At 64.0% G+C, this 20,561-nt stretch carries 23 protein-coding genes; 17 read left to right on the top strand and 6 right to left on the bottom strand.

The features are described 5' to 3' along the window. The coding region (locus Q4G20_RS08195; protein WP_303342943.1) for a hypothetical protein at window positions 1–221 on the top strand (221 nt) is incomplete at its 5' end. A 267-nt stretch (window positions 222–488) separates the two neighbouring features. On the opposite strand, the gene Q4G20_RS08190 is transcribed toward Q4G20_RS08195, so the two are convergent. Continuing rightward, window positions 489–1,205, bottom strand: coding sequence for a prephenate dehydrogenase/arogenate dehydrogenase family protein (locus Q4G20_RS08190; protein WP_303342942.1), 717 nt, complete (start codon window positions 1,203–1,205; stop codon window positions 489–491). 237 nt (window positions 1,206–1,442) lie between these two features. On the opposite strand from Q4G20_RS08190, the gene Q4G20_RS08185 reads away from it, so the two are divergent. The 14 genes from Q4G20_RS08185 (at window position 1,443) to folD (ending at window position 13,856) form a co-directional block, all read left to right on the top strand. Further along, window positions 1,443–2,147, top strand: coding sequence for a CoA transferase subunit A (locus Q4G20_RS08185; RefSeq protein ID WP_303342941.1), 705 nt, complete (start codon window positions 1,443–1,445; stop codon window positions 2,145–2,147). Then, window positions 2,147–2,776: a 3-oxoacid CoA-transferase subunit B gene (locus Q4G20_RS08180; RefSeq protein WP_303342940.1), complete on the top strand. Its 630-nt coding sequence runs from the start codon at window positions 2,147–2,149 to the stop codon at window positions 2,774–2,776. Before Q4G20_RS08185 ends, Q4G20_RS08180 begins: the two co-directional genes overlap by 1 nt. Before the next feature lie 77 nt (window positions 2,777–2,853). After that, entirely contained in the window at window positions 2,854–3,435 is a 582-nt protein-coding gene (locus tag Q4G20_RS08175; RefSeq protein WP_303342939.1) for a hypothetical protein, read from the top strand. Beyond that, the gene (gene ybgC / locus Q4G20_RS08170; RefSeq protein WP_303342938.1) at window positions 3,432–3,818 is read left to right on the top strand and encodes a tol-pal system-associated acyl-CoA thioesterase; all 387 of its coding nucleotides are present in this window, start codon (window positions 3,432–3,434) and stop codon (window positions 3,816–3,818) included. The genes Q4G20_RS08175 and ybgC overlap by 4 nt, the downstream gene beginning before the upstream one ends. 106 nt (window positions 3,819–3,924) lie before the next feature. Further along, window positions 3,925–4,617, top strand: coding sequence for a protein TolQ (tolQ, locus tag Q4G20_RS08165; RefSeq protein WP_303342937.1), 693 nt, complete (start codon window positions 3,925–3,927; stop codon window positions 4,615–4,617). Next, on the top strand, window positions 4,614–5,063 hold the full coding sequence (locus Q4G20_RS08160) for an ExbD/TolR family protein (protein WP_303342936.1): 450 nt from the start codon (window positions 4,614–4,616) through the stop codon (window positions 5,061–5,063). The genes tolQ and Q4G20_RS08160 overlap by 4 nt, the downstream gene beginning before the upstream one ends. A gap of 3 nt (window positions 5,064–5,066) precedes the next feature. Then, window positions 5,067–6,674: a protein TolA gene (locus tag Q4G20_RS08155; RefSeq protein ID WP_303342935.1), complete on the top strand. Its 1,608-nt coding sequence runs from the start codon at window positions 5,067–5,069 to the stop codon at window positions 6,672–6,674. A gap of 33 nt (window positions 6,675–6,707) precedes the next feature. Further along, a complete protein-coding gene (tolB, locus tag Q4G20_RS08150) occupies window positions 6,708–8,012 on the top strand; it encodes a Tol-Pal system beta propeller repeat protein TolB (RefSeq protein WP_303342934.1) in 1,305 nt (434 codons plus the stop codon). Window positions 8,013–8,020: 8 nt separating this feature from the next. Then, window positions 8,021–8,548: an OmpA family protein gene (locus Q4G20_RS08145; protein ID WP_303342933.1), complete on the top strand. Its 528-nt coding sequence runs from the start codon at window positions 8,021–8,023 to the stop codon at window positions 8,546–8,548. Then, window positions 8,545–9,432: a tol-pal system protein gene (locus Q4G20_RS08140; protein ID WP_303342932.1), complete on the top strand. Its 888-nt coding sequence runs from the start codon at window positions 8,545–8,547 to the stop codon at window positions 9,430–9,432. The genes Q4G20_RS08145 and Q4G20_RS08140 overlap by 4 nt, the downstream gene beginning before the upstream one ends. After that, window positions 9,429–10,649, top strand: coding sequence for a tRNA lysidine(34) synthetase TilS (gene tilS / locus Q4G20_RS08135; RefSeq protein WP_303342931.1), 1,221 nt, complete (start codon window positions 9,429–9,431; stop codon window positions 10,647–10,649). Before Q4G20_RS08140 ends, tilS begins: the two co-directional genes overlap by 4 nt. A 57-nt stretch (window positions 10,650–10,706) precedes the next feature. After that, window positions 10,707–12,599 (top strand): ATP-dependent zinc metalloprotease FtsH, encoded by a 1,893-nt coding sequence (gene ftsH, locus Q4G20_RS08130; protein ID WP_303342930.1) that lies wholly within the window; start codon window positions 10,707–10,709, stop codon window positions 12,597–12,599. 85 nt (window positions 12,600–12,684) lie between these two features. Further along, a complete protein-coding gene (locus Q4G20_RS08125; protein ID WP_303342929.1) occupies window positions 12,685–12,984 on the top strand; it encodes a chorismate mutase in 300 nt (99 codons plus the stop codon). Further along, a complete protein-coding gene (gene folD, locus Q4G20_RS08120) occupies window positions 12,981–13,856 on the top strand; it encodes a bifunctional methylenetetrahydrofolate dehydrogenase/methenyltetrahydrofolate cyclohydrolase FolD (protein WP_303342928.1) in 876 nt (291 codons plus the stop codon). Before Q4G20_RS08125 ends, folD begins: the two co-directional genes overlap by 4 nt. Here folD and Q4G20_RS08115 read toward each other — a convergent pair. Further along, window positions 13,845–14,720, bottom strand: coding sequence for a LysR family transcriptional regulator (locus tag Q4G20_RS08115; RefSeq protein WP_303342927.1), 876 nt, complete (start codon window positions 14,718–14,720; stop codon window positions 13,845–13,847). The genes folD and Q4G20_RS08115 overlap by 12 nt on opposite strands. A gap of 88 nt (window positions 14,721–14,808) precedes the next feature. Here Q4G20_RS08115 and Q4G20_RS08110 point away from each other — a divergent pair, with 88 nt between their 5' ends. Together Q4G20_RS08110 and Q4G20_RS08105 are read left to right on the top strand one after the other, a co-directional pair. Beyond that, window positions 14,809–16,008, top strand: coding sequence for an acyl-CoA dehydrogenase (locus Q4G20_RS08110; RefSeq protein WP_303342926.1), 1,200 nt, complete (start codon window positions 14,809–14,811; stop codon window positions 16,006–16,008). Then, window positions 16,001–17,143 carry a CaiB/BaiF CoA-transferase family protein gene (locus Q4G20_RS08105; RefSeq protein ID WP_303342925.1) on the top strand — a complete coding sequence of 381 codons (1,143 nt, stop codon included), beginning with the start codon at window positions 16,001–16,003 and terminating at the stop codon, window positions 17,141–17,143. Before Q4G20_RS08110 ends, Q4G20_RS08105 begins: the two co-directional genes overlap by 8 nt. A gap of 156 nt (window positions 17,144–17,299) precedes the next feature. Here the strand turns inward: Q4G20_RS08105 and Q4G20_RS08100 are convergent, their stop codons facing one another. Genes Q4G20_RS08100 through nirJ form a run of 4 tightly spaced genes read right to left on the bottom strand, consistent with a single transcriptional unit; the run spans window position 17,300 to window position 20,552 of the window. Beyond that, on the bottom strand, window positions 17,300–17,590 hold the full coding sequence (locus tag Q4G20_RS08100; protein WP_303342924.1) for a hypothetical protein: 291 nt from the start codon (window positions 17,588–17,590) through the stop codon (window positions 17,300–17,302). Further along, the gene (locus Q4G20_RS08095; RefSeq protein WP_368660786.1) at window positions 17,587–17,796 is read right to left on the bottom strand and encodes a hypothetical protein; all 210 of its coding nucleotides are present in this window, start codon (window positions 17,794–17,796) and stop codon (window positions 17,587–17,589) included. Before Q4G20_RS08095 ends, Q4G20_RS08100 begins: the two co-directional genes overlap by 4 nt. Window positions 17,797–17,809: 13 nt before the next feature. Continuing rightward, on the bottom strand, window positions 17,810–19,357 hold the full coding sequence (locus Q4G20_RS08090) for a nitrite reductase (protein WP_303342922.1): 1,548 nt from the start codon (window positions 19,355–19,357) through the stop codon (window positions 17,810–17,812). Beyond that, the gene (nirJ, locus tag Q4G20_RS08085; protein ID WP_303342921.1) at window positions 19,332–20,552 is read right to left on the bottom strand and encodes a heme d1 biosynthesis radical SAM protein NirJ; all 1,221 of its coding nucleotides are present in this window, start codon (window positions 20,550–20,552) and stop codon (window positions 19,332–19,334) included. The genes Q4G20_RS08090 and nirJ overlap by 26 nt, the downstream gene beginning before the upstream one ends. Window positions 20,553–20,561 lie beyond the last annotated feature (9 nt).

Below are 20,561 nucleotides of genomic sequence, written 5' to 3'. Positions count from 1 at the left end.
TGCAATGGCGTGATGATGCCCGTTCTGACGGAACAGCACATTGCCCGAACCGCGCGGTCGCCGTTGACCGCTGTCCCCCCGCCCTGCCTCGGGACCAACGTATCGGCGGCGAAAGCGATGACGGAAAACCGCCAACGAACGCGGCCAATCTCGATGGCGCGATTGAAGATCAAGGCGCGACGAAAGCCGTTGCGGCGGCCTGTGGTGCCACGGCGCGATAATGCCGTTCTGACGGAACGGCACATTGCCTGAACCGCGCTGTCGCCGTTGACGGTTGCCCCCTCACTCCGCCTGCGGAACCAACGTATCGGAGGCGAAAGCGATGACGGAAAACCGCCAACGAACGCGGCCGATCCCGATGGCGCGATTGAAGATCAAGGCGCGACGCAGGCCGTTGCGGCGGCCTGTGGTGCAATGGCGTGATGATGCCCGTTCTGACGGAACAGCACATTGCCCGAACCGCGCGGTCGCCGTTGACCGTTGCCCCATCACCCCGCCTGCTGAACCACCCTATTCGCGGCGTCCAGAAAGGCGCGGCGGATCGGTTCGGCATGGGGGTTCAGCGTCAGGATGGTGTGCAACAATTCGGGGCTGTCGTCCTGAACCATGGCGGCGGCGTGTATCAGCGCGTCGAAACTGCGCGTTGTCAGGCGACGGGGCGCGGGGCCAAGCCGCGCTAAGCTGCGCGCGATCAGATGCGTTAATCCCTGCACCACAGCCATATCGCGGTCATGTTGGGCGGGGGTCGTCGTGATCACGCGCAGCCCCGCCCGGCGCAGAAACGCGCCAATCCGACGATGCGCCATGCCACGCAGCGGACACCATGCCAGACGATGACCGGCCAGCCCATCCGCCGCACTCGCCGGGCCAAATAACGGGTGGCTGGCGATGATGTCCACATCCGGGGGCAGAATGTCCTGCATCAGGCGGGCGGGCCGTTCCTTGACCGATGCCACGTCGATCACAACGGTGCCGGGGCGCAGATGCGGCGCAAGATCGTGCAAAACCTGTTCCAAGGCCGGCACCGGCACGGCCAGGACGACGATATTGGCCCGCGCGGCATCCCTCAGCGACACCTGCGCCAGATCATTGCCGCGCCGCACCGGGTCGCAGATGTGCAGGCGCGCATGGCCACGCAGATGGCGCGCGATCAGTTGACCGAAGGCGCCGAAACCGACAATCGAAACAAGGGGATGGTGTGACATTTTCAGACCTTTCGACATGCGCAAGGTCGTGGTGTGTCATGTCAACCGGCGGCCCCGCGCGGATGACATGATTCTGCCCCCGCTATTTCAGCGGGCCATAATAGTTGGCAAAGGCGGCGTTGTGTTTCATGCAGCCCCCTTAACGCCATGCCGACAGGCGGGTCAAGCACATGATTGACACCGCATGACAGCCGCGCGACAACCATTCTGGACAAAGACACATCAGGGGGAGGGCCGATGAAAAAGGTCTATGCCAATGCGGATGAGGCGCTGAACGGGCTGCTGCATGACGGGATGAAGATTGCTGCGGGCGGCTTTGGCCTGTGCGGTATCCCGGAATTGCTGATCGCCGCGATCCACAAAGCCGGAACCAAGAATCTGACCATTGCCAGCAACAATTGTGGCGTGGATGGGTTCGGTTTGGGCATCCTGCTGGACAGCAAGCAGATTAAGAAAATGATTTCATCTTATGTCGGTGAAAACGCGGAGTTTATGCGCCAGTATCTGTCCGGCGAATTGGAGCTGGAGTTTAACCCTCAGGGCACGCTGGCCGAACGGATGCGCGCCGGTGGCAGCGGCATCCCCGGTTTCTACACCAAAACCGGCGTCGGCACCGTGATCGCCGAGGGCAAAGAACACAAAGATTTCGACGGCGAAACCTATATTCTGGAACGCGGAATCGTGGCCGATCTGTCCATCGTCAAGGCGTGGAAGGCCGACGACACCGGCAATCTGGTGTTCCGCAAAACCGCCCGCAACTTTAACCCGCCCGCCGCGATGTGCGGCAAAATATGCGTGGCCGAGGTCGAGGAAATCGTCCCGCGCGGCAGTCTGGACCCCGACCATATCCACCTGCCCGGAATCTATGTCCACCGCATTATTCAGGGCGACCACGAAAAGCGCATCGAACAGCGCACCACCCGCAAAAAGGAGTCCGCATAATGGCCGGTTGGGATCGTAACCAAATGGCCGCCCGCGCGGCCGAGGAATTGCAGGACGGGATGTATGTCAATCTGGGCATCGGAATCCCGACCTTGGTCGCCAATTATGTCGGCGACAAAGACATCACGCTGCAATCGGAAAACGGGATGCTGGGCATGGGTCCGTTCCCGTTTGAAGGCGAAGAAGACCCTGATCTGATCAATGCCGGGAAACAGACGATCACGGAATTGGCGCGCACGTCCTATTTCGACAGCGCGACCAGTTTTGGCATGATCCGGGGCGGCAAAATCGCCGCCGCGATTCTGGGCGCTATGGAGGTTGCCGAAAACGGCGATCTGGCGAACTGGATGATCCCCGGTAAGCTGGTCAAGGGCATGGGCGGCGCCATGGATCTGGTCGCGGGCGTCGGCCGCGTGATCGTCGTCATGGATCACACCAACAAAGCCGGCGAATCCAAGGTGTTGCGCGAATGCACTCTGCCCCTGACCGGCAAAGGCGTGGTGGACCGCATCATCACCAATCTGGGTGTTCTGGACGTGGTGCCGGGCGGGTTGCGCATTGTGCAACTGGCCGATGGCGTGACCGAAGACCAACTGCGCGCGGCGACCGAGGCAACGATCGTCGATTGACGCGCCCGACCGACAGGCTGGGGGGCCAGCCCCCCAGACCCCCCGGAGTATTTACGCACAGAAGAAACGGCACCCGCATGAGTTTCGACGCCGCCGCCATTGGCGATTTGTTCACCCGCGCTGACGGGTCTTTTTTATGCGCTCGTTGGGGGCGTCCGGTCGCGCCGGTGATCTTTGGGCTGGCGGATGACAGTCTGGACGTGTTTCGCGGCGCGATCCGTGCGGGTTTTGCCCATGCGCGCCATCCGGTGGTGGAGACCGACCCCGAAATGGGCGCGAATCTGATGCTGTTTTTTGTGCGCGATTGGTCGGAATTGGCCGCTGTGCCGGATTTGGACCATCTGACGGGCGCGCCGGATCTGCCCCGCCGTCTGGCCCGCGAACGGGCCGATCAATACCGCATGTTCCGCTTTGACGCGGATGGCGGCATTCGCGCCTGTCTGGGGTTTCTGCGCATGTCGGGCGGGTTGGCGGACGCGCATCCGGGGCAGTTGGCTGAAGCGGTGTTCACGCGCGCGGCGCTGAGTTTTGCGCGCGATGTGAGTGCTTCGCCCGATACGGCGGCGCTGATCCGTGCGGCCTATGACCCGGTTTTGCCGGTCGCCGCGACGGACCCGGCCCATGCGCTGCGGTTGGCGGCGCGGATGGTGGCACCATGACCCACAGCATGACCCTGCGCGTTTATTACGAAGACACCGATTTGGCCGGGATCGTCTATTACGCTAACTATTTGAAATTTATAGAACGCGGGCGGTCGGAATGGCTGCGCGATGTCGGCGTGGATCAGGTTGCGCTGAAGGCAGACGGGTTTGTGTTTGCCGTGCGAAAGGTGGTCGCGGATTATCTGCGCCCGGCCCGGTTTGACGATGTGTTAACGGTGGAAACCAAATTGGCGCAGATGACGCCCGCGCGCGTCGTTGTGGATCAGCGCGTGTTACGCGGCGATCAGGTGCTGTTCACCGCGACCGTCACCGTAGCCTGTCTGGACGCATCCGGTCGCCCGGCCCGCTTGCCGGAAAAATTGGTCGCGTCCTTACGCTAATTTACCATTTGGTGACGGCATTGTGTTAGGCAAGGGGCTGAATCCCATGCCATTATCGCGGTAAAAGGCGTGGCAAAGCGTCAGACACAATCCGGGGCAGTCACTGATGGACACCATTCCGGCCACGCAGGCCATTGATTTTTCAGCCATTGCGCTGTTTATGCGATCTTCGCTGACGGTGCAGGTGGTCATGATGATGCTGATCGCGGCATCCGTCTGGGCTTGGGCGATTATTATTCAGAAATTTCTGGTCTTTGCGCAGGCTCGGCGGGCCTCAGCGCAGTTTGACCGGGCGTTTTGGTCGGGTCAGCCGCTGGATGATCTGTTTGACCGGTTGGGCGACCGCCCGCGTGGGGCGGCGGAACGGATTTTTGCCGCCGGAATGACGGAATGGCGGCGCAGTTATCACGATGACGGACGGCTGATTCCGGGGGCGGATGCGCGCATCGACCGCGCCATGAATGTGGCCATTCAACGCGAAGAATCCCGCCTGACCAATGGGTTATCGTTCCTTGCGACGGTTGGATCGACCGCGCCCTTTATCGGGTTGTTCGGCACCGTCTGGGGCATCAAAACCGCGTTTGAAGGCATCGCGCTGTCCCAAGACACCAGCCTTGCCGTCGTCGCACCCGGCATCGCCGAGGCGTTGCTGGCCACCGCATTGGGTCTGGTCGCGGCCATCCCGGCGGTGGTGTTTTACAACAAATTAACGGCAGACGCCGACCGGATCGTGACGGGGTGGGACACATTTTCGGATGAGTTTTCCACCCTGCTGTCGCGTCAGATGGACCCGAATTGATGGCGCATGTGGTGAAACGCCCCACGCGCCGGGGACGCCGGCGACACGCGCCGATGGCGGATATCAACGTGACGCCTTTTGTCGATGTCATGTTGGTTTTGTTGATTATTTTCATGGTCGCAGCGCCGTTGATGACCGCCGGAGTGCCGCTGAATCTGCCGCAAACCGCCGCGAAGGCGGTGCCGACGCAGGCCGAAGAACCGCTGACCATTTCCATTCCGCAGGACGGACCGGTTCTGGTCATGGATCGCGCCGTCGATGACGCGCAGATGATCCCGGCGCTGCGGGATGCCATGGCGGGGCGCGTGTCCACGCGCGTGTTTGTCCGCGCGGATGGGGCGATCCCCTATGCCCGCGTGGTGCAGATCATGGGCGCGCTGAACGCCGCCGGGATCACCGATTTGGTGCTGGTCACGGATGCGGGCGGCCCGCGGATGGACGGCTAAGCGATGCGCGACCGGGCGGAACGGATTGGCTGGTGGGCATCAGGTGTCGTGCATACGGCGCTGATCCTGTTGGTTATTTTCGGCGGCGCATTGTTTCGCGCGCAGCCGACCCCGCCTGTTCGGTCCACATCGGTGTCAACGATCAGCGGGGCCGAATTCGAGGCCATGGCCGCCGCCGCCCGTGGCGCCGGTCCGATTGCGGCGGATGCGACAGCGGTCGCCAGCCTGCCCGCCCCGGTCGCGGATCAGGCGGCGGATGCGCCCAGCCCCGCGACGGTACCGGATGCGGCACCGGTCGTCCCTCTGCCCGCGCCGGAGGGGGCCGAAACGCCCCCCGATCTGCGTGATTTTGCGCCTCGTCCCCCCGTCGCGGTCGTGACCGATCTTGCCCCGGCGCAACCGCCCGCCATGACGGACGCGACCCCGGCCCTGCCACAGGCCGACGACGCGCCCCAAACCGAGACGCCCGCGCAGCCCGCACCGCCGCGTTCGCCTCTGGCACTGGATCAATCCGCGCGGCCCCAGTCGCGACCCGATGGATTGGTCGAAAACCGCAACCGCCGGCTGGCCGAGGCCGAAGCGCAGCGAATCGCGGAACAACAGGCCGAGGAACAGCGTCAGGCCGAAGCCGCGCGACTTGAGGCCGACCGAATCGCCGCTGAACGGGCAGCCGAAGCTGAACGCGCAGCGGCAGCGGAACGACGCGCCGCCGAACAACGCCAAGCGGAGGCGGAACGAATCGCCGCAGAAACAGCACGGATCGAGGCCGAGCGCCGTGAATCCGAACGCCGCGCAGCCGAAGCCGCCCTCGCCGAAGCGGAACGACAGGCCGCAGAACAACGCGCCGAGGAACAGCGTCAGGCCGAGGCCGCGCGAATTGAGGCGGAACGGATCGCCGCTGAACGCGCAGCCGAAGCGGAACGTCAGGCCGCAGAACAACGCGCCGAGGAACAACGCCAAGCCGAGGCCGCCCGGATCGAGGCCGCCCGAATCGAAGCCGAACGCCGCGCGGCACAGGCCGAGGCGGACCGAATCGCTGCCGAGGCCGCCGCGCAGGCCGAACAGGACCGTCAGCGCGCGTTGCAAGACGCGTTGCGCGACGCGATGCAGGCGGATGGCACCGGCCAGACCGGCAGCATCGGCACGGGCGACCGTCAGCGGATTGAAGGCGGCAGCGGCGCCTCGGTCGGGATGGATCCGCTGGCCGATGCTTTGGGTCAGGCTCTGTCAGGGGCCATTGCCCCGCCCCCGCAGCCGATGCAACTGGCCCCCAGCCTGCCGATGGGCGATCCGATCACCGCCGCCGAACGCGACGGGCTGCGCATCGCGATTGAACGCTGTTGGAATCGCGGCGCGCTGTCGGCAGATGCGCTGAATATGTCGATCAGCGTGGCATTTCAGCTGGACCCGACCGGCGTTCCCGAACGCAACAGCCTGCGCATGATCGACCACAGCGGAGGCAACGACGCCACGGCGCAACAGGCGTTCGAGGTTGCGCGCCGTGGCATTTTGATGTGCGGTCAGGCAGGGTTTGATCTGCCCGCCGCGAAATATGGCCGGTGGCGCGATGTGATTGTGGATTTCCGCCCCGGCGGTGTTGAATTTCGATGAAAAACTGGCAGGACTGCGCGCGTGAAAGGTAGAATGATGATATTGCGATTATTGGCCCTGATCCCCGCTTTGGCGTTGACGCCCGCATGGCCTGCGGCGGCGCAGGACGGCCCTTTGCGTATCGAAATCACCGATGGCGTGGTGGAACCGATGGCTCTGGCGATCCCGGCCTTTCACGGGGACGCTGATATTGCGGCGAAAATTCGCGGGGTTGTGGTCGATGATCTGACCAGCACCGGGCTGTTTTCCGAACTAGTCACGGCGACCCGCACCGACAGCTTTGCCGCGCCGGTTGCGTGGGACGATTGGCGGGCCGCCGGGGCGCAGGCGCTGATTTCCGCCGAGGTGACGCGCAACGGCACCGATCTGGCCGTGCGGTTCCGGCTGTTTGACGTGTTCGCGGGCCAACCGCAGGGCGACGGGATGCAGTTTGACGCCCGCGCGACCGATTGGCGGCGCGCGGCGCATAAAATCGCGGATGTGATCTATGCCCGGCTGACCGGGGAAAGCGCGTATTTCGACAGCCGTGTGGCCTTTGTTCAGGAAACCGGGCCGCGAAACGCGCGGATCAAACGCATCGGCGTGATGGATTATGACGGCGAGAACGTGCTGTGGATGACGGATGGATCGTCGCTGGTGCTGGCGCCGCGCTTTTCGCCGGACGGGCGGCGGCTGGTCTTTACCAGTTTTGACAGCGGGTTTCCGCAATTGCGGCTTCTGGATGTGGCCAGCGTGACCTCACGCCCGCTGACGCAGGGCGGCGACAGTATGGCCTTTGCCCCGGCGTTCAGCCCGGATGGCCGCTGGATCGTGTATTCGCGCGAACAGGGCGGCACGACGAATATCTGGCTGATGGACGCCGCGACCGGCATGGGCCGGGCGTTAACCGATTCGCCGTCGATCGACACCTCGCCCAGTTTCAGCCCGGATGGGCAACGCATCGTGTTCGAAAGCGACCGTTCCGGCACGCCGCAGCTGTATATCATGGGCGTGGATGGGGGCGAGCCGCAGCGTATCAGCTTTGGCGCGGGGCGTTACGGCAGCCCGGTGTGGTCCCCCAAGGGCGACCTGATCGCCTTTACCCGCCAGCAGGACGACCGCATGACCATCGGCGTGATGCGCGTGGATGGGTCCGGCGAACGCGACCTAACGGAATCTTCTCTTGACGAAGGCCCAAGCTGGGCGCCCAATGGCCGCGTTGTGATCTTTACCCGTGTGACGCCGGGGAACGACGGGGGGCCGCGCCTGTATTCGGTTGATATGACAGGCCGAAATCTGCGGCCGCTGAACCTTGACTTTGCCGCCTCGGACCCGTCCTGGGGGCCGCTTTTGCCATGAGGGATGCCATGATCCGCGCCACATCCGCCCTGTTTGTCTGCCTGTCGCTGGCCGCTTGTGTGCAGCCCGCGCCGCCCCCGATGCAGCCGCCGATTGATCCCTATGCCACTACGGCGGGGGGCGCGGTGTATCAGGGCGACCTGATGGGCGGCGGTCTGGGTCAGGCATCCGCTGACTATTTCCGCGGCACGGTGGGCGATACGGTGCTGTTTGCGGCCAACCAAACCACGCTGTCGGCGGATGCGCGCGCGATCCTGACCCGTCAGGCCGAATGGCTGAACCGGCATGGCACATTTTCCGCCGTGATTCAGGGCCATGCCGAAGAAACCGGCCCGCGCGAATACAACCTTGCGCTGGGCGCGCGGCGGGCCAGTGCGGTTCAGGAATATCTGGTCGCGCAGGGGGTGGCGCCGGGCCGCGTCCGCACATTGTCATTCGGCAAGGAACGCCCGGCGGCGGTGTGTTCGGATGAAACCTGTTACGCCCAAAACCGCCGCGCCGTTACGGTCGTCAGCGACACCGGAGCCGGAACATGAGGGGGGCGTTCCTCGCCGCGCTGATGATGGTGACGCCGGTTCTGGCCGTGGCCGAGCCGCGTCTGGCCGATATTCGCGCCGAATTAACCACGCTGCGCAGCGATCTGCAAAGCCTGCGCGCGGAACTGCGCGCATCGGGCGCGGCGGGCTATCAGGCCGTCGGCGGGGCCGCCGCGATTGACCGCATGAACGGGATCGAGGAACGCCTGACCCGCCTGACTGATGACAGCGAACGCCTGCAAAACCGCATTTCGCGGATCGCGACGGACAGCGAACGCCGTCTGGCCGATCTGGAATTTCGGGTGTGCGAATTGGATGATACCTGTGATCTTAGCCAGTTAACCATGCCGGTTCCGGCGGGAGATGGCGGTTTGCTGGCTCCGGTTCGCCCGGTTGAGGATGCGGCGGCGCTGCCCTCAACCGCCGCCGAGCAGCAGGATTTTGACCGCGCACAACGGTTGTTGGACGATGGCGATTACGCGGCGGCGGCGGACCTGTTCGGCCATGTCGCGCGCGCCCATGCCGGTGGCCCGCTGACGGCGGATGCGCTGTATCTGCGCGGGCTGGCTCTGGACAGCGCGGGCGATCCGCGCGGCGCGGCGGTCGCGTGGCTGGAAGGCTTCAGCGCCGATCCCGACGGCAAACGCGGCGGGGCCAGCCTGCTGGGCATCGCGCGCGTCATCGCGGGCGAAGGCAACGCGACTGCCGCATGCCTCTATCTGGCTGAAATTCCGGCGCGTTTCCCCGGCAGCGACGCCGCGACCGAGGCGGAAATGCGCATGACCAATTTTGGCTGCGGCACCGCTGATCTGGGGACGTTCGACCCCCTGCTGGACCCGAACCTGAACCCCGAGGCCGCGGCGGATCTGCTGGAACATCAATGACCTGGACCCCGGCGGCGGTTCACGCGGCTCTGGACCGGCTGGCCGGTGATCTGCCCGGATTGGGCTTGGCGGTGTCCGGCGGCGGCGATTCGGTCGCGCTGATGCACATTGCCGCCGATTGGGCGCGCGGGCGGCGGCTGATGGTGGCAACCGTCGATCACGGTTTGCGCGCGACCAGCGGGGCCGAGGCGGCGGCGGTCGCGCAGGCGGCGGCGGGGTTAAACCTGACGCATAACACCCTGATTTGGCGCGACAATACCGCACCCGGCAATCTGATGGCCAATGCCCGCGATGCGCGGCTGCGGCTGCTGTCGGATTGGGCGCGCCGCCACGACCTGCCCGCCGTCGCGCTGGGCCATACGCGCGATGACATCGCGGAAACCCTGCTGATGCGGTTGGCGCGCGGGGCCGGGATCGACGGGCTGGCCGCCATGGCCGAGCGCCGCGAATCGCATGACATCCTGTGGCTGCGCCCCATGCTGGATACGGGCCGAGACGAATTGCGCGACTGGCTGCGGGCGCGCGGGATCGCATGGATCGACGATCCCACGAATGACAACACGGACTTTGACCGCGCGCGGGTGCGGCGCGCGATGTCGGAATTGGGGCTGGACCCGGCGGCGCTTGCGCGATCCGCGCAGCATCTGGCGGGCGCGCGGGATGCGTTGACGCATTACGCCGCCGGGGTCGCGCAGCAGGCACAGGCCGATCGCGGCAGCCTGACCCTGCCCCGCGCTGATTTCGACGCCGCCCCGCCTGACCTGCGCCGCCGGTTGCTGATCGCCGCCGTCCGTTGGGTGACAGGCGCCGATTACCCCCCGCGTCACACGACACAAACCCACGCCATTCAGGCGCTTGCCAACGGCCAGCGGGTGACGCTGGACGGCACGATCATCACCCCCCGAAGCGACCATCTGCACATCACCCGCGAACCCGCCGCCGCCCGGCGCAGCGGCGCGACGTGCGGCCCCATCTGGGACCATCGCTGGCACATCACCGGCCTGCGCGCGGGCCAGATCATCGCCGCCACCGGCGATTGCGCCCGTGATTTTGCGTGGCGCGATTCGGGGCTGAGCCTGCCCTGCGCCACAGCCAGCCCCGCAATCTGGCAAAACGGCGCGCTGATTGCCGCCCCATTGCTGCAAAGTCACACGGATTTCATCGCCAGACCACTCAGAAATACATCGCATTTTATCAGTCTGGCGATGGCGCATTGAACCCCGCGCCAGAATCCCTATGTTCAGCCAAACAATTTCCGTCCGGAGGACGCTCTTTTGGGCAATGCACGCAATCTCGCCTTTTGGGTGGTTCTGTTCCTGATGATCTTGGCGCTGTTCAACGTGTTCAGCGACGGGACCAGCACGATGAACAGCCGCCAGATCAGCTATTCTGATTTCATCCAACGGGTGCAGAACGATCAGGTCAGTAAGGTTAAAATCGACGGCGAAGACGTCATTATTACCGGCAAAAACGGCGAACAATACGCCACCGTCCGCCCCTTGGGCGAAGAATTGGCCGGGAAACTGATCGCCCAAGGCGTCGATGTTCAGGTCGTCAAACAGCAAAGCAGCGGTTTCATGTCCATGCTGGGCGTGTGGCTGCCGTTCATCTTGCTGATCGGCGTCTGGATTTTCTTTATGAACCGGATGCAGGGCGGCGGTCGCGGGGGTGCCATGGGCTTTGGCAAATCGCGGGCGAAACTGCTGACGGAAAAACACGGGCGCGTGACATTTGACGACGTGGCGGGCATCGACGAAGCCAAGGAAGAACTGGAAGAAATCGTTGAATTCCTGCGCAATCCGCAGAAATTCAGCCGTCTGGGCGGGAAAATCCCGAAAGGCGCGCTGTTGGTCGGCCCTCCGGGAACGGGGAAAACCCTGCTGGCGCGCGCAATCGCGGGTGAGGCGGGCGTGCCGTTCTTTACCATTTCCGGGTCGGATTTCGTGGAAATGTTCGTCGGCGTCGGCGCCTCGCGCGTCCGCGATATGTTCGAACAGGCCAAGAAATCAGCGCCTTGCATCCTGTTCATCGACGAAATCGACGCCGTGGGCCGTGCGCGTGGCGTGGGCATCGGCGGCGGTAATGATGAACGCGAGCAGACTCTGAACCAGTTGCTTGTCGAAATGGACGGGTTCGAGGCGAACGAAGGTGTCATCATCATCGCCGCCACCAACCGCAAAGACGTTCTGGACCCCGCGCTGCTGCGCCCCGGTCGCTTTGACCGTCAGATTCACGTTCCGAACCCGGACATTAAGGGCCGCGAACGCATCCTGTCGGTTCACGCGAAAAAGGTGCCGATTGGCCCGGATGTGGACCTGCGAATCATCGCGCGCGGCACCCCCGGATTTTCGGGCGCCGACCTGATGAATCTTGTGAACGAAGCCGCGCTGATGGCCGCGCGCATCGGTCGTCGTTTTGTCAGCATGGAAGATTTCGAAAACGCCAAGGACAAAGTGATGCTGGGCGTCGAACGCCGCAGCATGGTTCTGACCCCGGAACAAAAGGAAAAAACCGCCTATCACGAGGCTGGCCACGCCATTGTCGGCCTGTCCCTGCCGAAATGTGACCCGGTGTATAAGGCGACGATCATCCCGCGCGGCGGTGCTTTGGGGATGGTGGTCAGCCTGCCCGAAATGGACCGCCTGAACATGCACAAGGATGAGGCAAAGCAGAAAATCACCATGACGATGGCCGGAAAAGCCGCCGAGATCATCAAATACGGTGAAGAAGGCGTCAGCAACGGTCCCGCCGGTGATATTATGCAGGCCAGCCAGTTGGCGCGCGCCATGGTGATGCGGTGGGGCATGTCCGACAAAGTCGGCGCCGTCGACTATGCCGAGGCGCATGAGGGCTATTCCGGCAGCACCGGCGGGTTCTCGGTCTCGGCCGCGACCAAAGAACTGATCGAGGCCGAGGTCCGCGACCTGATCGAAACCGGCTATCAAGAGGCGCGGCGCATCCTGATCGAAAAATCGGATGAATTTGAACGCCTTGCCAAAGGGTTGCTGGAATACGAAACCCTGACCGGCGACGAAATCGGCAAGGTGATCCGCGGCGAATCGCTGGATGGTGGCGACGACGACACGCCCAGCAGCGTGATCCCGTCGGTCACGGCCATTCCGAAAGCGGGCAAACCCGCGCCCGGCGGCGACCCCGCCCCGGCATAACCCAAAGGCGCGGCGACCCCGCGCCTTTTCCTTTTGGGCAGGCGGTCTTGCGCTTGGCCCCATGGCGGTGCATGTATTTTTCACCATGACACGGATTTCCGACATCCCCGATATGACCGCGCTGCGGGCTGAAATTGACGATCTGGATCAGAACCTGATCGCGTTGCTGGCCCGGCGCATGGCGCTGATTCAGCGCGCCGCCGAAATCAAGGCGCGCGACGGCCTGCCCGCCCGCATTGATGTGCGCGTGGAACAGGTCGCCCTGAACGCGCGCCGCAACGCCCAGGCGGCGGGGCTGGACCCCGACCTGATCGAAAACATCTGGCGTCAATTGATCGAAGCCGCCATTGCCCAAGAAGACCTGCATCTGAAGGACCGCCCATGACCGCCCGCATCATTGATGGCAAAGCCTTTGCCGCCCGCCTGCGCGCGCGCATCGCCACGGAAACCGCCACGCTGCGGGATCGCGGGATCACCCCCGGTCTGGCCGTGGTGCTGGTCGGGGACGATCCCGCCAGTCAGGTCTATGTCCGGTCCAAGGGCAGAATGACGCGCGAAGTCGGGATGAACTCGTTCGAACATCGCCTGCCGGATGACACGACGCAGGATGACCTGCTGGCGCTGATCGACCGGCTGAACACTGACCCGGCGGTGAACGGGATACTGGTGCAGCTGCCCCTGCCCGGCCATCTGAACGAAGCCGCCGTGATTAACGCAATCGCCCCGGAAAAGGACGTGGACGGGTTCCACATTCTGAATGTGGGCCGGCTGGCGACGGGGCAAAAGGCCATGGTCCCCTGCACTCCGCTGGGGTGCCTGATGCTGTTGCGCGATGAACTGGGCAGCCTGTCGGGGAAACGCGCGGTCGTCATCGGGCGCAGCAATATCGTGGGCAAACCCATGGCGCAGTTGTTGCTGCGCGACAGCGCGACCGTGACCGTCGCCCATTCGCGCACCGCTGACCTGCCGGAATTGTGCCGATCCGCCGATATTATCGTCGCCGCAGTTGGCCTGCCCGACATGGTTAAGGGCGACTGGATCGCCCCCGGCGCGACCGTGATTGACGTGGGCATCAACCGCACGGAACAGGGTCTGACCGGCGATGTGGATTTCGCGTCGGCTTGCGCCACGGCGGGCGCGATTACTCCGGTTCCGGGCGGCGTGGGGCCGATGACGATTGCCTGCCTGTTGGCGAATACGTTAACGGCCACGGCGCGCGCCAACGGCCTGCCCGACCCGGACGGGTTAACGCCCTAACCACCCGCGCAAGGCCGACAGGGCCGCGCCATCCGCCCCCGCGCGCGGCCATGCCAGCCAATAGGCCCCGGATGACGGCACCGACCGGCGCAGGATGGGACGCAGGCGGCCTTCGGCGATTTCGGTATCGGCCAGATAATCGGGCAGCAGCGCGATGCCCAAACCGGAAATCGCCGCCTGCGTCATCATGGAAAACTGGTCCATCATCATCCCCGTGACCGGCACCGGATCGGCCCCCTGCCCCGCGAACCAATCGGCCCATGCCTGCGGCCGCGTCGGCAGTTGCAACAGGATCTGACCGGCCAGATCCGACGGGTCGGCCACCGGATTCGCGGCCAGAACATCAGGCGCGGCGCAGGCGGTGAGGGTTTCGTCAAACAGCTTCAGATGGTCGGCATCGGGCCAATCGGCTTGCCCAAAAAAGATCACGGCATCAAAGGGTTCGGCCTGAAAACTGAACCTCTGGAACCGCGTGGTCAGGTTCACCGAAACGCCGGGATGCGCCGAAAGAAACCCCGGCAAACGCGGCGCCAGCCAGCGGGTGCCAAAGGTCGGCAGCACCGCCAGATTCAGCACCCCTCCGTCCGGGTTCGCGATCATCGCCATGCTGCCCCGCTGGATCAAATCCAAGGCCGCCGCGACATCCGCGGCATAGCGCCGCGCGGCCTGCGTGGGCGTCAGGCGTTTGCGGTGACGGGTGAACAGAGGCGCGCCCAGCTGCGTTTCCAGCGTCTGGATCAGGCGGCTGACCGTGCTTTGCGTCAGCGCCAGATCCTGCGCCGCCGCCGTCACCGACCCCGTGCGCATCACCGCATCAAAGGCCAACAGCAGCGACATATTCGGGATGAAACGGCGGGGCCTCATATGTATCCTATGAATGAACTTTTGCAGATTATCCGTTTTTCTTGGCGGTGCAACATGGATAACCTGCACGAAATGACTGGGGGAACATATGTCCACAAAATCGCACAAAGGCGGCCCGTTCAGCTGGGATGACCCGTTTTTCCTGAACGACCAGCTGACCGAAGAAGAACGGATGATCCGCGACAGCGCCGCCGCCTTTGCTGCGGACAGGCTGGCCCCGCGGGTCGAGGACGCCTATCTGAACGAACACGCCGACCCCGAGATTTTCCGCGAAATGGGCGCGGCGGGCCTGCTGGGCGTGACCGTGGACGAAGATTATGGCGGCGTCGGCGCGTCGTATGTCGCCTATGGTCTGGTCGCGCGGGAAATCGAGCGCGTGGACAGCGGGTATCGGTCGATGGCGTCGGTTCAGTCGTCGCTGGTGATGTTCCCGATCGAGGCTTACGGGTCCGAAGAACAAAAACGCCATTACCTGCCGAAACTTGCATCCGGTGAATATATCGGCTGCTTTGGCCTGACCGAACCCGATGCCGGTTCCGACCCCGGCGGCATGAAAACGCGGGCGCGCAAAACCGAAGGCGGTTATGTGCTGAACGGGTCGAAAATGTGGATTTCCAACAGCCCGATTGCCGATGTGTTCGTGGTCTGGGCGAAATCCGACGCCCATGACGGCAAGGTGCGCGGGTTCGTCTTGGACAAAGGGATGCCCGGCCTGTCGGCCCCCAAAATCGACGGCAAATTGTCGCTGCGCGCCTCCATCACCGGCGAGATTGTTATGGACAATGTCGAGGTTCCCGAAACCGCCATCCTGCCCAATATCAGCGGCATGGGTGGCCCGTTCGGTTGTCTGAACCGCGCGCGTTACGGCATTTCCTGGGGCGCCATGGGGGCCGCCGAAGATTGCTGGTTCCGCGCGCGTCAATACGGTCTGGACCGCCACCAATTCGACCGCCCGCTGGCCGCAACGCAGTTGTTCCAGAAGAAACTGGCCGATATGCAGACCGAGATTTCGCTGGGATTACAGGCGTCTCTGCGCGTGGGGCGGCTGTTTGACGAAGGCCGCTTTGCCCCCGAAATGGTGTCCATCGTGAAACGCAACAACTGCGGCAAGGCCTTGGACATCGCGCGCACGGCCCGCGATATGCATGGCGGCAACGGCATCCAGATCGGCTATCACGTCATGCGGCACGCGGCGAATCTGGAAACCGTTAACACCTACGAAGGCACCCATGACGTTCACGCGCTGATCCTTGGGCGGGCGCAAACCGGGCTGTCGGCCTTTGTCTGACGCGCCGCTGCATGGGCTGCGCGTCGTTGAATTGGCGCGGATTCTGGCCGGTCCTTGGATCGGCCAGACGCTGGCCGATCTGGGCGCGCAGGTGATCAAGGTCGAATCGCCTGACGGCGACGATACCCGCCGCTGGGGACCGCCCTTCATCGACCGACCCCGCGCGGATGGCGGGACGGAACGGGTCGCAGCCTATTTCCACGCGGCAAATCGCGGCAAAACCTCGGTCATCTGCGATTTCGGACAGCCCGACGATCTGGCGCGGCTGCGTGACCTGATCGCCGGGGCCGATGTGGTGATTGAAAATTTCAAGGTCGGCGGTCTGCGGAAATATGGGCTGGATTACGCCAGCCTGTCGGCGCTGAACCCGCGTCTGGTTTACGCGTCCGTCACCGGCTTTGGCCAGACCGGGCCGCGCGCGGCGCAGCCGGGCTATGATTTCCTGATCCAAGGCATGTCGGGCATCATGGACCTGACCGGCGACCCGATGGGAGAGCCACAAAAGGTCGGCGTGGCGTGGATCGACATTTTCACCGGGCTTTATGGCGTGATCGCGGTGCAGGCGGCACTGGCCGAACGCGAACAGTCGGGGCGCGGACAGCATCTGGATGTGTCCTTGCTGGATTGCGGGGTTGCGGTGCTGGCCAATCAGGCAACGAATTACCTGCTGGGCGGGGTTGTGCCGCAGCGGCTGGGCAATGCGCATCCGAATATCGTGCCGTATCAGGTGTTTGCCTGCGCGGATGGGCATTTGATCATCGCTTGCGGCAATGACCGGCAATTCGCGGGGCTGTGCGGGGTGCTGGATCGGCCCGACCTGCCCCGCAACCCTGATTTTGCGACCAACCCGGCCCGCGTGGCGAACCGCGCGGCTCTGATTCCGACGCTGACGGCGGCCATGGCAAAGCGCACACGCGCCGATCTGATCGCGGCGCTGACTGCGGCAGGCGTCCCCGCCGGACCGATCAACACCGTGGCCGAGGCGCTGAACGAACCCCAGATCACCGCCCGCAATCTGGTGGTGACCCCGGACGGCATCCCCGGCCTGCGCACACCGATCACCATGTCGCGCAGCCCCCTGACCGCTGACCACGCCGCGCCCGCCTTGGGGGACGGAGACTGGAACTGGCGCTAAACCCCCGCGCCGCCTCACCTATCTTCTGTGCCCAAATATCCCCGCCGGAGGCCCCGCACCCTCAGCCCGCGCCCCGCCAAAACGGCGCACCCAGCCTTTCATCTTGGCCCAAATATCCCCGCCGGAGGCATCCGCACCCTCAGCCCGCGCCGCCCCTCACGGATCAATCCGCGCCCGCCACGACAGCGCACCCCACACCGCCCCCAGAACCACGCCAACAAATCCCGGCAGCAGCATGAAATAAATACGGATCGACCGCTGCAACGCATCCGCCCCATACAGAGGCTCGCGCGTGATGATCCAACCCACGACGCCCAACAGCCCGCCCGCAATCAGCGCCGCCCACAGGATCATCAACCCAAACCGCCGCGCCGCGACATAGGCGACCGCCCCCGGCACCAGAAACGCCGTCAGGGCCAGCCCCATCAGAACCGCCGGATCCGTCACGACGCGTCCGCCTGATCCATCAGACGGCGCGCCCATTTTCCGGCGGCAACCGTCGCCGGCACGCCCAAAATCACCGCCCAGAACAGCGCCTGACCGGGCGACAGGCTGGCCCAGCCAATCGCCCGCCCCATCAGAGAAAACAGAAACAGGTTGATCGCAACCGCCGCCGCCGTGAACGGATACAGCAGCAGCGCCAGTTTCCACACAGGCCAGCCGTCGTCAGTGGCTGGTGCCGTCGCTGAAGGTGATTTTGTTCCAGACATTGTATTTCCCGGATGGTTTGGACATAGGCAGGCGGGTGACTTCGGTCAGGGTGGCGGCATCGTAAACAATCACCGCGCCGTCCTGTTCCCAGATCGACACGAGCGCATATGTCCCGTCACGGGTGAATTCGGTATGCGCCACGGTCGTTCCCGGTTCGGGGTCCAGCGTCTGCACGATGTCCAGGCTTTCCTTGTCGATGATGTGCATTTTGTCCCGGTTCGGCCCGAAAAACACATCCGCCCAGACATAGGGGGTATTTTCATGGCTGCGCAGGAAAAAGCCGGGACCGGCGGTTTCGATGGTTTTCACCAATTCCCATGTGTCAATGTCGATGACGGACAGCACGCCTTCGTTCAGATGGGGGGTGGCCATGACGCGACGCCCGCCGCTGTCCCATGTGATCCCCGACCCCAGATGCGGCATCCCCGGCAAGGGCAGTTCCGCAATTTCACGCCCCACATCCAGATTGACCACCACGCCTTTGTCGCCGTCGCGATTGGTGCCGATCAGATGGCGGTAATCGGGGGTGAAAAAGAAATCATCCAGAGCCTGTTCCACCGCAATGCGGCGGCGGGCAAACAGGCCCTGTTCGGTTCCCACGGCCTCGACCTGACCGGGTTGGTAATTGTGGACAAAGCCGTCATAAAACGGCCCGGCATCGTCGGTCGTGCCGATTTCCCAAATCTCGGGCGCGTCTTTCAGCGCCAGAATAAAGCTGTTCCGCTGCGGCGCCTGATACACGGCGGACACGCGGCTGGTGGTTTTGTCCTTGGCGATGATGGGAATGACGCGGGCGGGCGTCAGATCATCGGTGGACAGGATCGACAGCGTATGCGGCAGGTAATTGGCCACGGCCAGCCATTTGCCATCGGCGGACATGGCGATGTTGCGGCTGTTGACGCCCGCGCGGACGCGGCCCACCTCGGCCAGTGACCAGATGTCGTATTTCTGCACCCAGCCGTCGCGGGCCATGATGAACACATAACGGCCATCGGGGCTGAATTTCGGGCCGCCATGCACGGCAAAGGGGGTTTCGAACCGATCCAGCACCGTCAGCGCGTCCCCGTCCAGCACCGACACATGGCTGTCGCCGGTTTCCACAACCAACGTGATGTTCATCGGGTCCGCGTCAAAGACCGGCGCATCGGCGGGGCTGTAATCGTCGCGCATATCGCGGCTGGCGGCGATGTCGTCCATCGTCCAGTCGGGCATATAGCCCAGCGGCGTGCGGATATAATCGACCAAAGCCGCGATCTCATCGGCGGTCAGCTCATCACCAAAGGCTGGCATCTGCGTGGCCGGACGCCCGCCCGAGATGGTCGCGGTCAGCGCGTCGGGACGCTGACGGCCCAAGGCTTCGGGGATCAGCGCCGGACCCGTGCCGCCCAGACGGGTTTCGGCATGACAGGCCGCGCAATGGGTGGCGTAATGATCCGCCGCATCGGCCAGAACCGGCGCGGCCAGCAACAGGGCCAGATTAAAAGAACTGATGAACCGGATCATGGCTTTTGCCTTTGAAGGGAAGATTGGTCAGGCGGACGGCATCATCGACGCCGATTTCGCCATTGGTCAGGTAACAGGCCGGATCCTCGGCCCATGGATCGCCGGTCAGTTGCAGCGCGCGGATGCGGGTATTGCCGCCGCACACCATTTTATGCGCGCAGGCCCCGCAGCGCCCCTTCAGCGGGCGCGGCCGGGTGCGCAGCGTGGCCAGCATCGGATCATCGCCGGTCCACCACTGGCTAAAGGGCGCGTCCTTGACGCTGCCGATGGTGTAATCCGACCAATAGGTGTCGGGGTGAACCTTACCCTGCGGGTCGATATTGGCGACGCCCACCCCCGACGAATTGCCGCCCCAGGCCAGCAGATGCTGGCGCACATGGTCAACGCGATCTGCGGGAAAGTGGCGCGCGGCCCAGTTCAGAAACCACACCGCATCGGCATCATTATTGCCGGTCACAATTTCCAAAGGCCGCCCTGCCTGAACCGCATCCCATGCCCGGTCCAGCAGAATATCCATGGCGCGGCGGGTATGGGCGTGTTCGGTATCTTCGCCCCGGTGTTTGTCGCCTCGGCCCGCATAGACCAGATGCGACAGATAGAATTTGTCCACGCCTTCGGCTTCGCACAGATCCAGCATGGCGGGCAGGTCATGGCTGTTTTCGCGGGTGATGGTGTAACGCAGGCCGACCTTGACCCCGCGCGCCAGACAGGCCCGCACCCCGGCCAATGCATCGGCATAGGCACCGTCCACGCCCCGGAACCAGTCATTCACCGCCCCGATCCCGTCCAGCGAAATGCCGACATAATCGAAGCCCAGTTCCGCCACGCGGTCGGCATTTTCGCCGCCCAGCTTGGTGCCGTTGGTGGACAGGGACAAATGACGAAACGTCAGTTCCTTGGCGCGCGCGGCCAGTTCCCAGAAATCAAACCGCGACAGAGGTTCCCCGCCCGACAAAATCAGCGCCGGGATGTTGAAGCTGCGCAGATCATCCAGCACGCCCATGGCCTGATCATGGGTCAGTTCGCCCGGAAACGGCACATCCGCACTGGTGGTATAGCAATGACGACAGCGCAGATTGCAGGTGCGCGTCAGGTTCCAGATCACCACGGGTTTGACCACGCCCCCGGGCGCGGCCCGATGGCGCACCGGCGTGGGGTTCAGCAATTGCTGCATATATTGGGTCAGACGGAACATAAGACGCCC

Source organism: Paracoccus sp. (in: a-proteobacteria) (assembly GCF_030538495.1).
Taxonomy (GTDB): domain Bacteria; phylum Pseudomonadota; class Alphaproteobacteria; order Rhodobacterales; family Rhodobacteraceae; genus Paracoccus.
This window is presented reverse-complemented; position numbering and strand designations above follow the sequence as displayed.

What these genes read in the sequence shown, in the direction of transcription:
- tilS (WP_303342931.1), top strand. Translation starts at nt 9,429, where the DNA reads ATGACCTGGACCCCGGCGGCGGTTCACGCGGCTCTGGACCGGCTGGCC.
- Q4G20_RS08190 (WP_303342942.1), bottom strand. Translation starts at nt 1,205, where the DNA reads ATGTCACACCATCCCCTTGTTTCGATTGTCGGTTTCGGCGCCTTCGGT.
- folD (WP_303342928.1), top strand. Translation starts at nt 12,981, where the DNA reads ATGACCGCCCGCATCATTGATGGCAAAGCCTTTGCCGCCCGCCTGCGC.
- Q4G20_RS08185 (WP_303342941.1), top strand. Translation starts at nt 1,443, where the DNA reads ATGAAAAAGGTCTATGCCAATGCGGATGAGGCGCTGAACGGGCTGCTG.
- Q4G20_RS08145 (WP_303342933.1), top strand. Translation starts at nt 8,021, where the DNA reads ATGATCCGCGCCACATCCGCCCTGTTTGTCTGCCTGTCGCTGGCCGCT.
- Q4G20_RS08110 (WP_303342926.1), top strand. Translation starts at nt 14,809, where the DNA reads ATGTCCACAAAATCGCACAAAGGCGGCCCGTTCAGCTGGGATGACCCG.
- Q4G20_RS08175 (WP_303342939.1), top strand. Translation starts at nt 2,854, where the DNA reads ATGAGTTTCGACGCCGCCGCCATTGGCGATTTGTTCACCCGCGCTGAC.
- tolB (WP_303342934.1), top strand. Translation starts at nt 6,708, where the DNA reads ATGATGATATTGCGATTATTGGCCCTGATCCCCGCTTTGGCGTTGACG.
- nirJ (WP_303342921.1), bottom strand. Translation starts at nt 20,552, where the DNA reads ATGTTCCGTCTGACCCAATATATGCAGCAATTGCTGAACCCCACGCCG.
- Q4G20_RS08125 (WP_303342929.1), top strand. Translation starts at nt 12,685, where the DNA reads ATGACACGGATTTCCGACATCCCCGATATGACCGCGCTGCGGGCTGAA.
- Q4G20_RS08180 (WP_303342940.1), top strand. Translation starts at nt 2,147, where the DNA reads ATGGCCGGTTGGGATCGTAACCAAATGGCCGCCCGCGCGGCCGAGGAA.
- ybgC (WP_303342938.1), top strand. Translation starts at nt 3,432, where the DNA reads ATGACCCACAGCATGACCCTGCGCGTTTATTACGAAGACACCGATTTG.
- Q4G20_RS08090 (WP_303342922.1), bottom strand. Translation starts at nt 19,357, where the DNA reads ATGATCCGGTTCATCAGTTCTTTTAATCTGGCCCTGTTGCTGGCCGCG.
- Q4G20_RS08140 (WP_303342932.1), top strand. Translation starts at nt 8,545, where the DNA reads ATGAGGGGGGCGTTCCTCGCCGCGCTGATGATGGTGACGCCGGTTCTG.
- Q4G20_RS08155 (WP_303342935.1), top strand. Translation starts at nt 5,067, where the DNA reads ATGCGCGACCGGGCGGAACGGATTGGCTGGTGGGCATCAGGTGTCGTG.
- Q4G20_RS08115 (WP_303342927.1), bottom strand. Translation starts at nt 14,720, where the DNA reads ATGAGGCCCCGCCGTTTCATCCCGAATATGTCGCTGCTGTTGGCCTTT.
- tolQ (WP_303342937.1), top strand. Translation starts at nt 3,925, where the DNA reads ATGGACACCATTCCGGCCACGCAGGCCATTGATTTTTCAGCCATTGCG.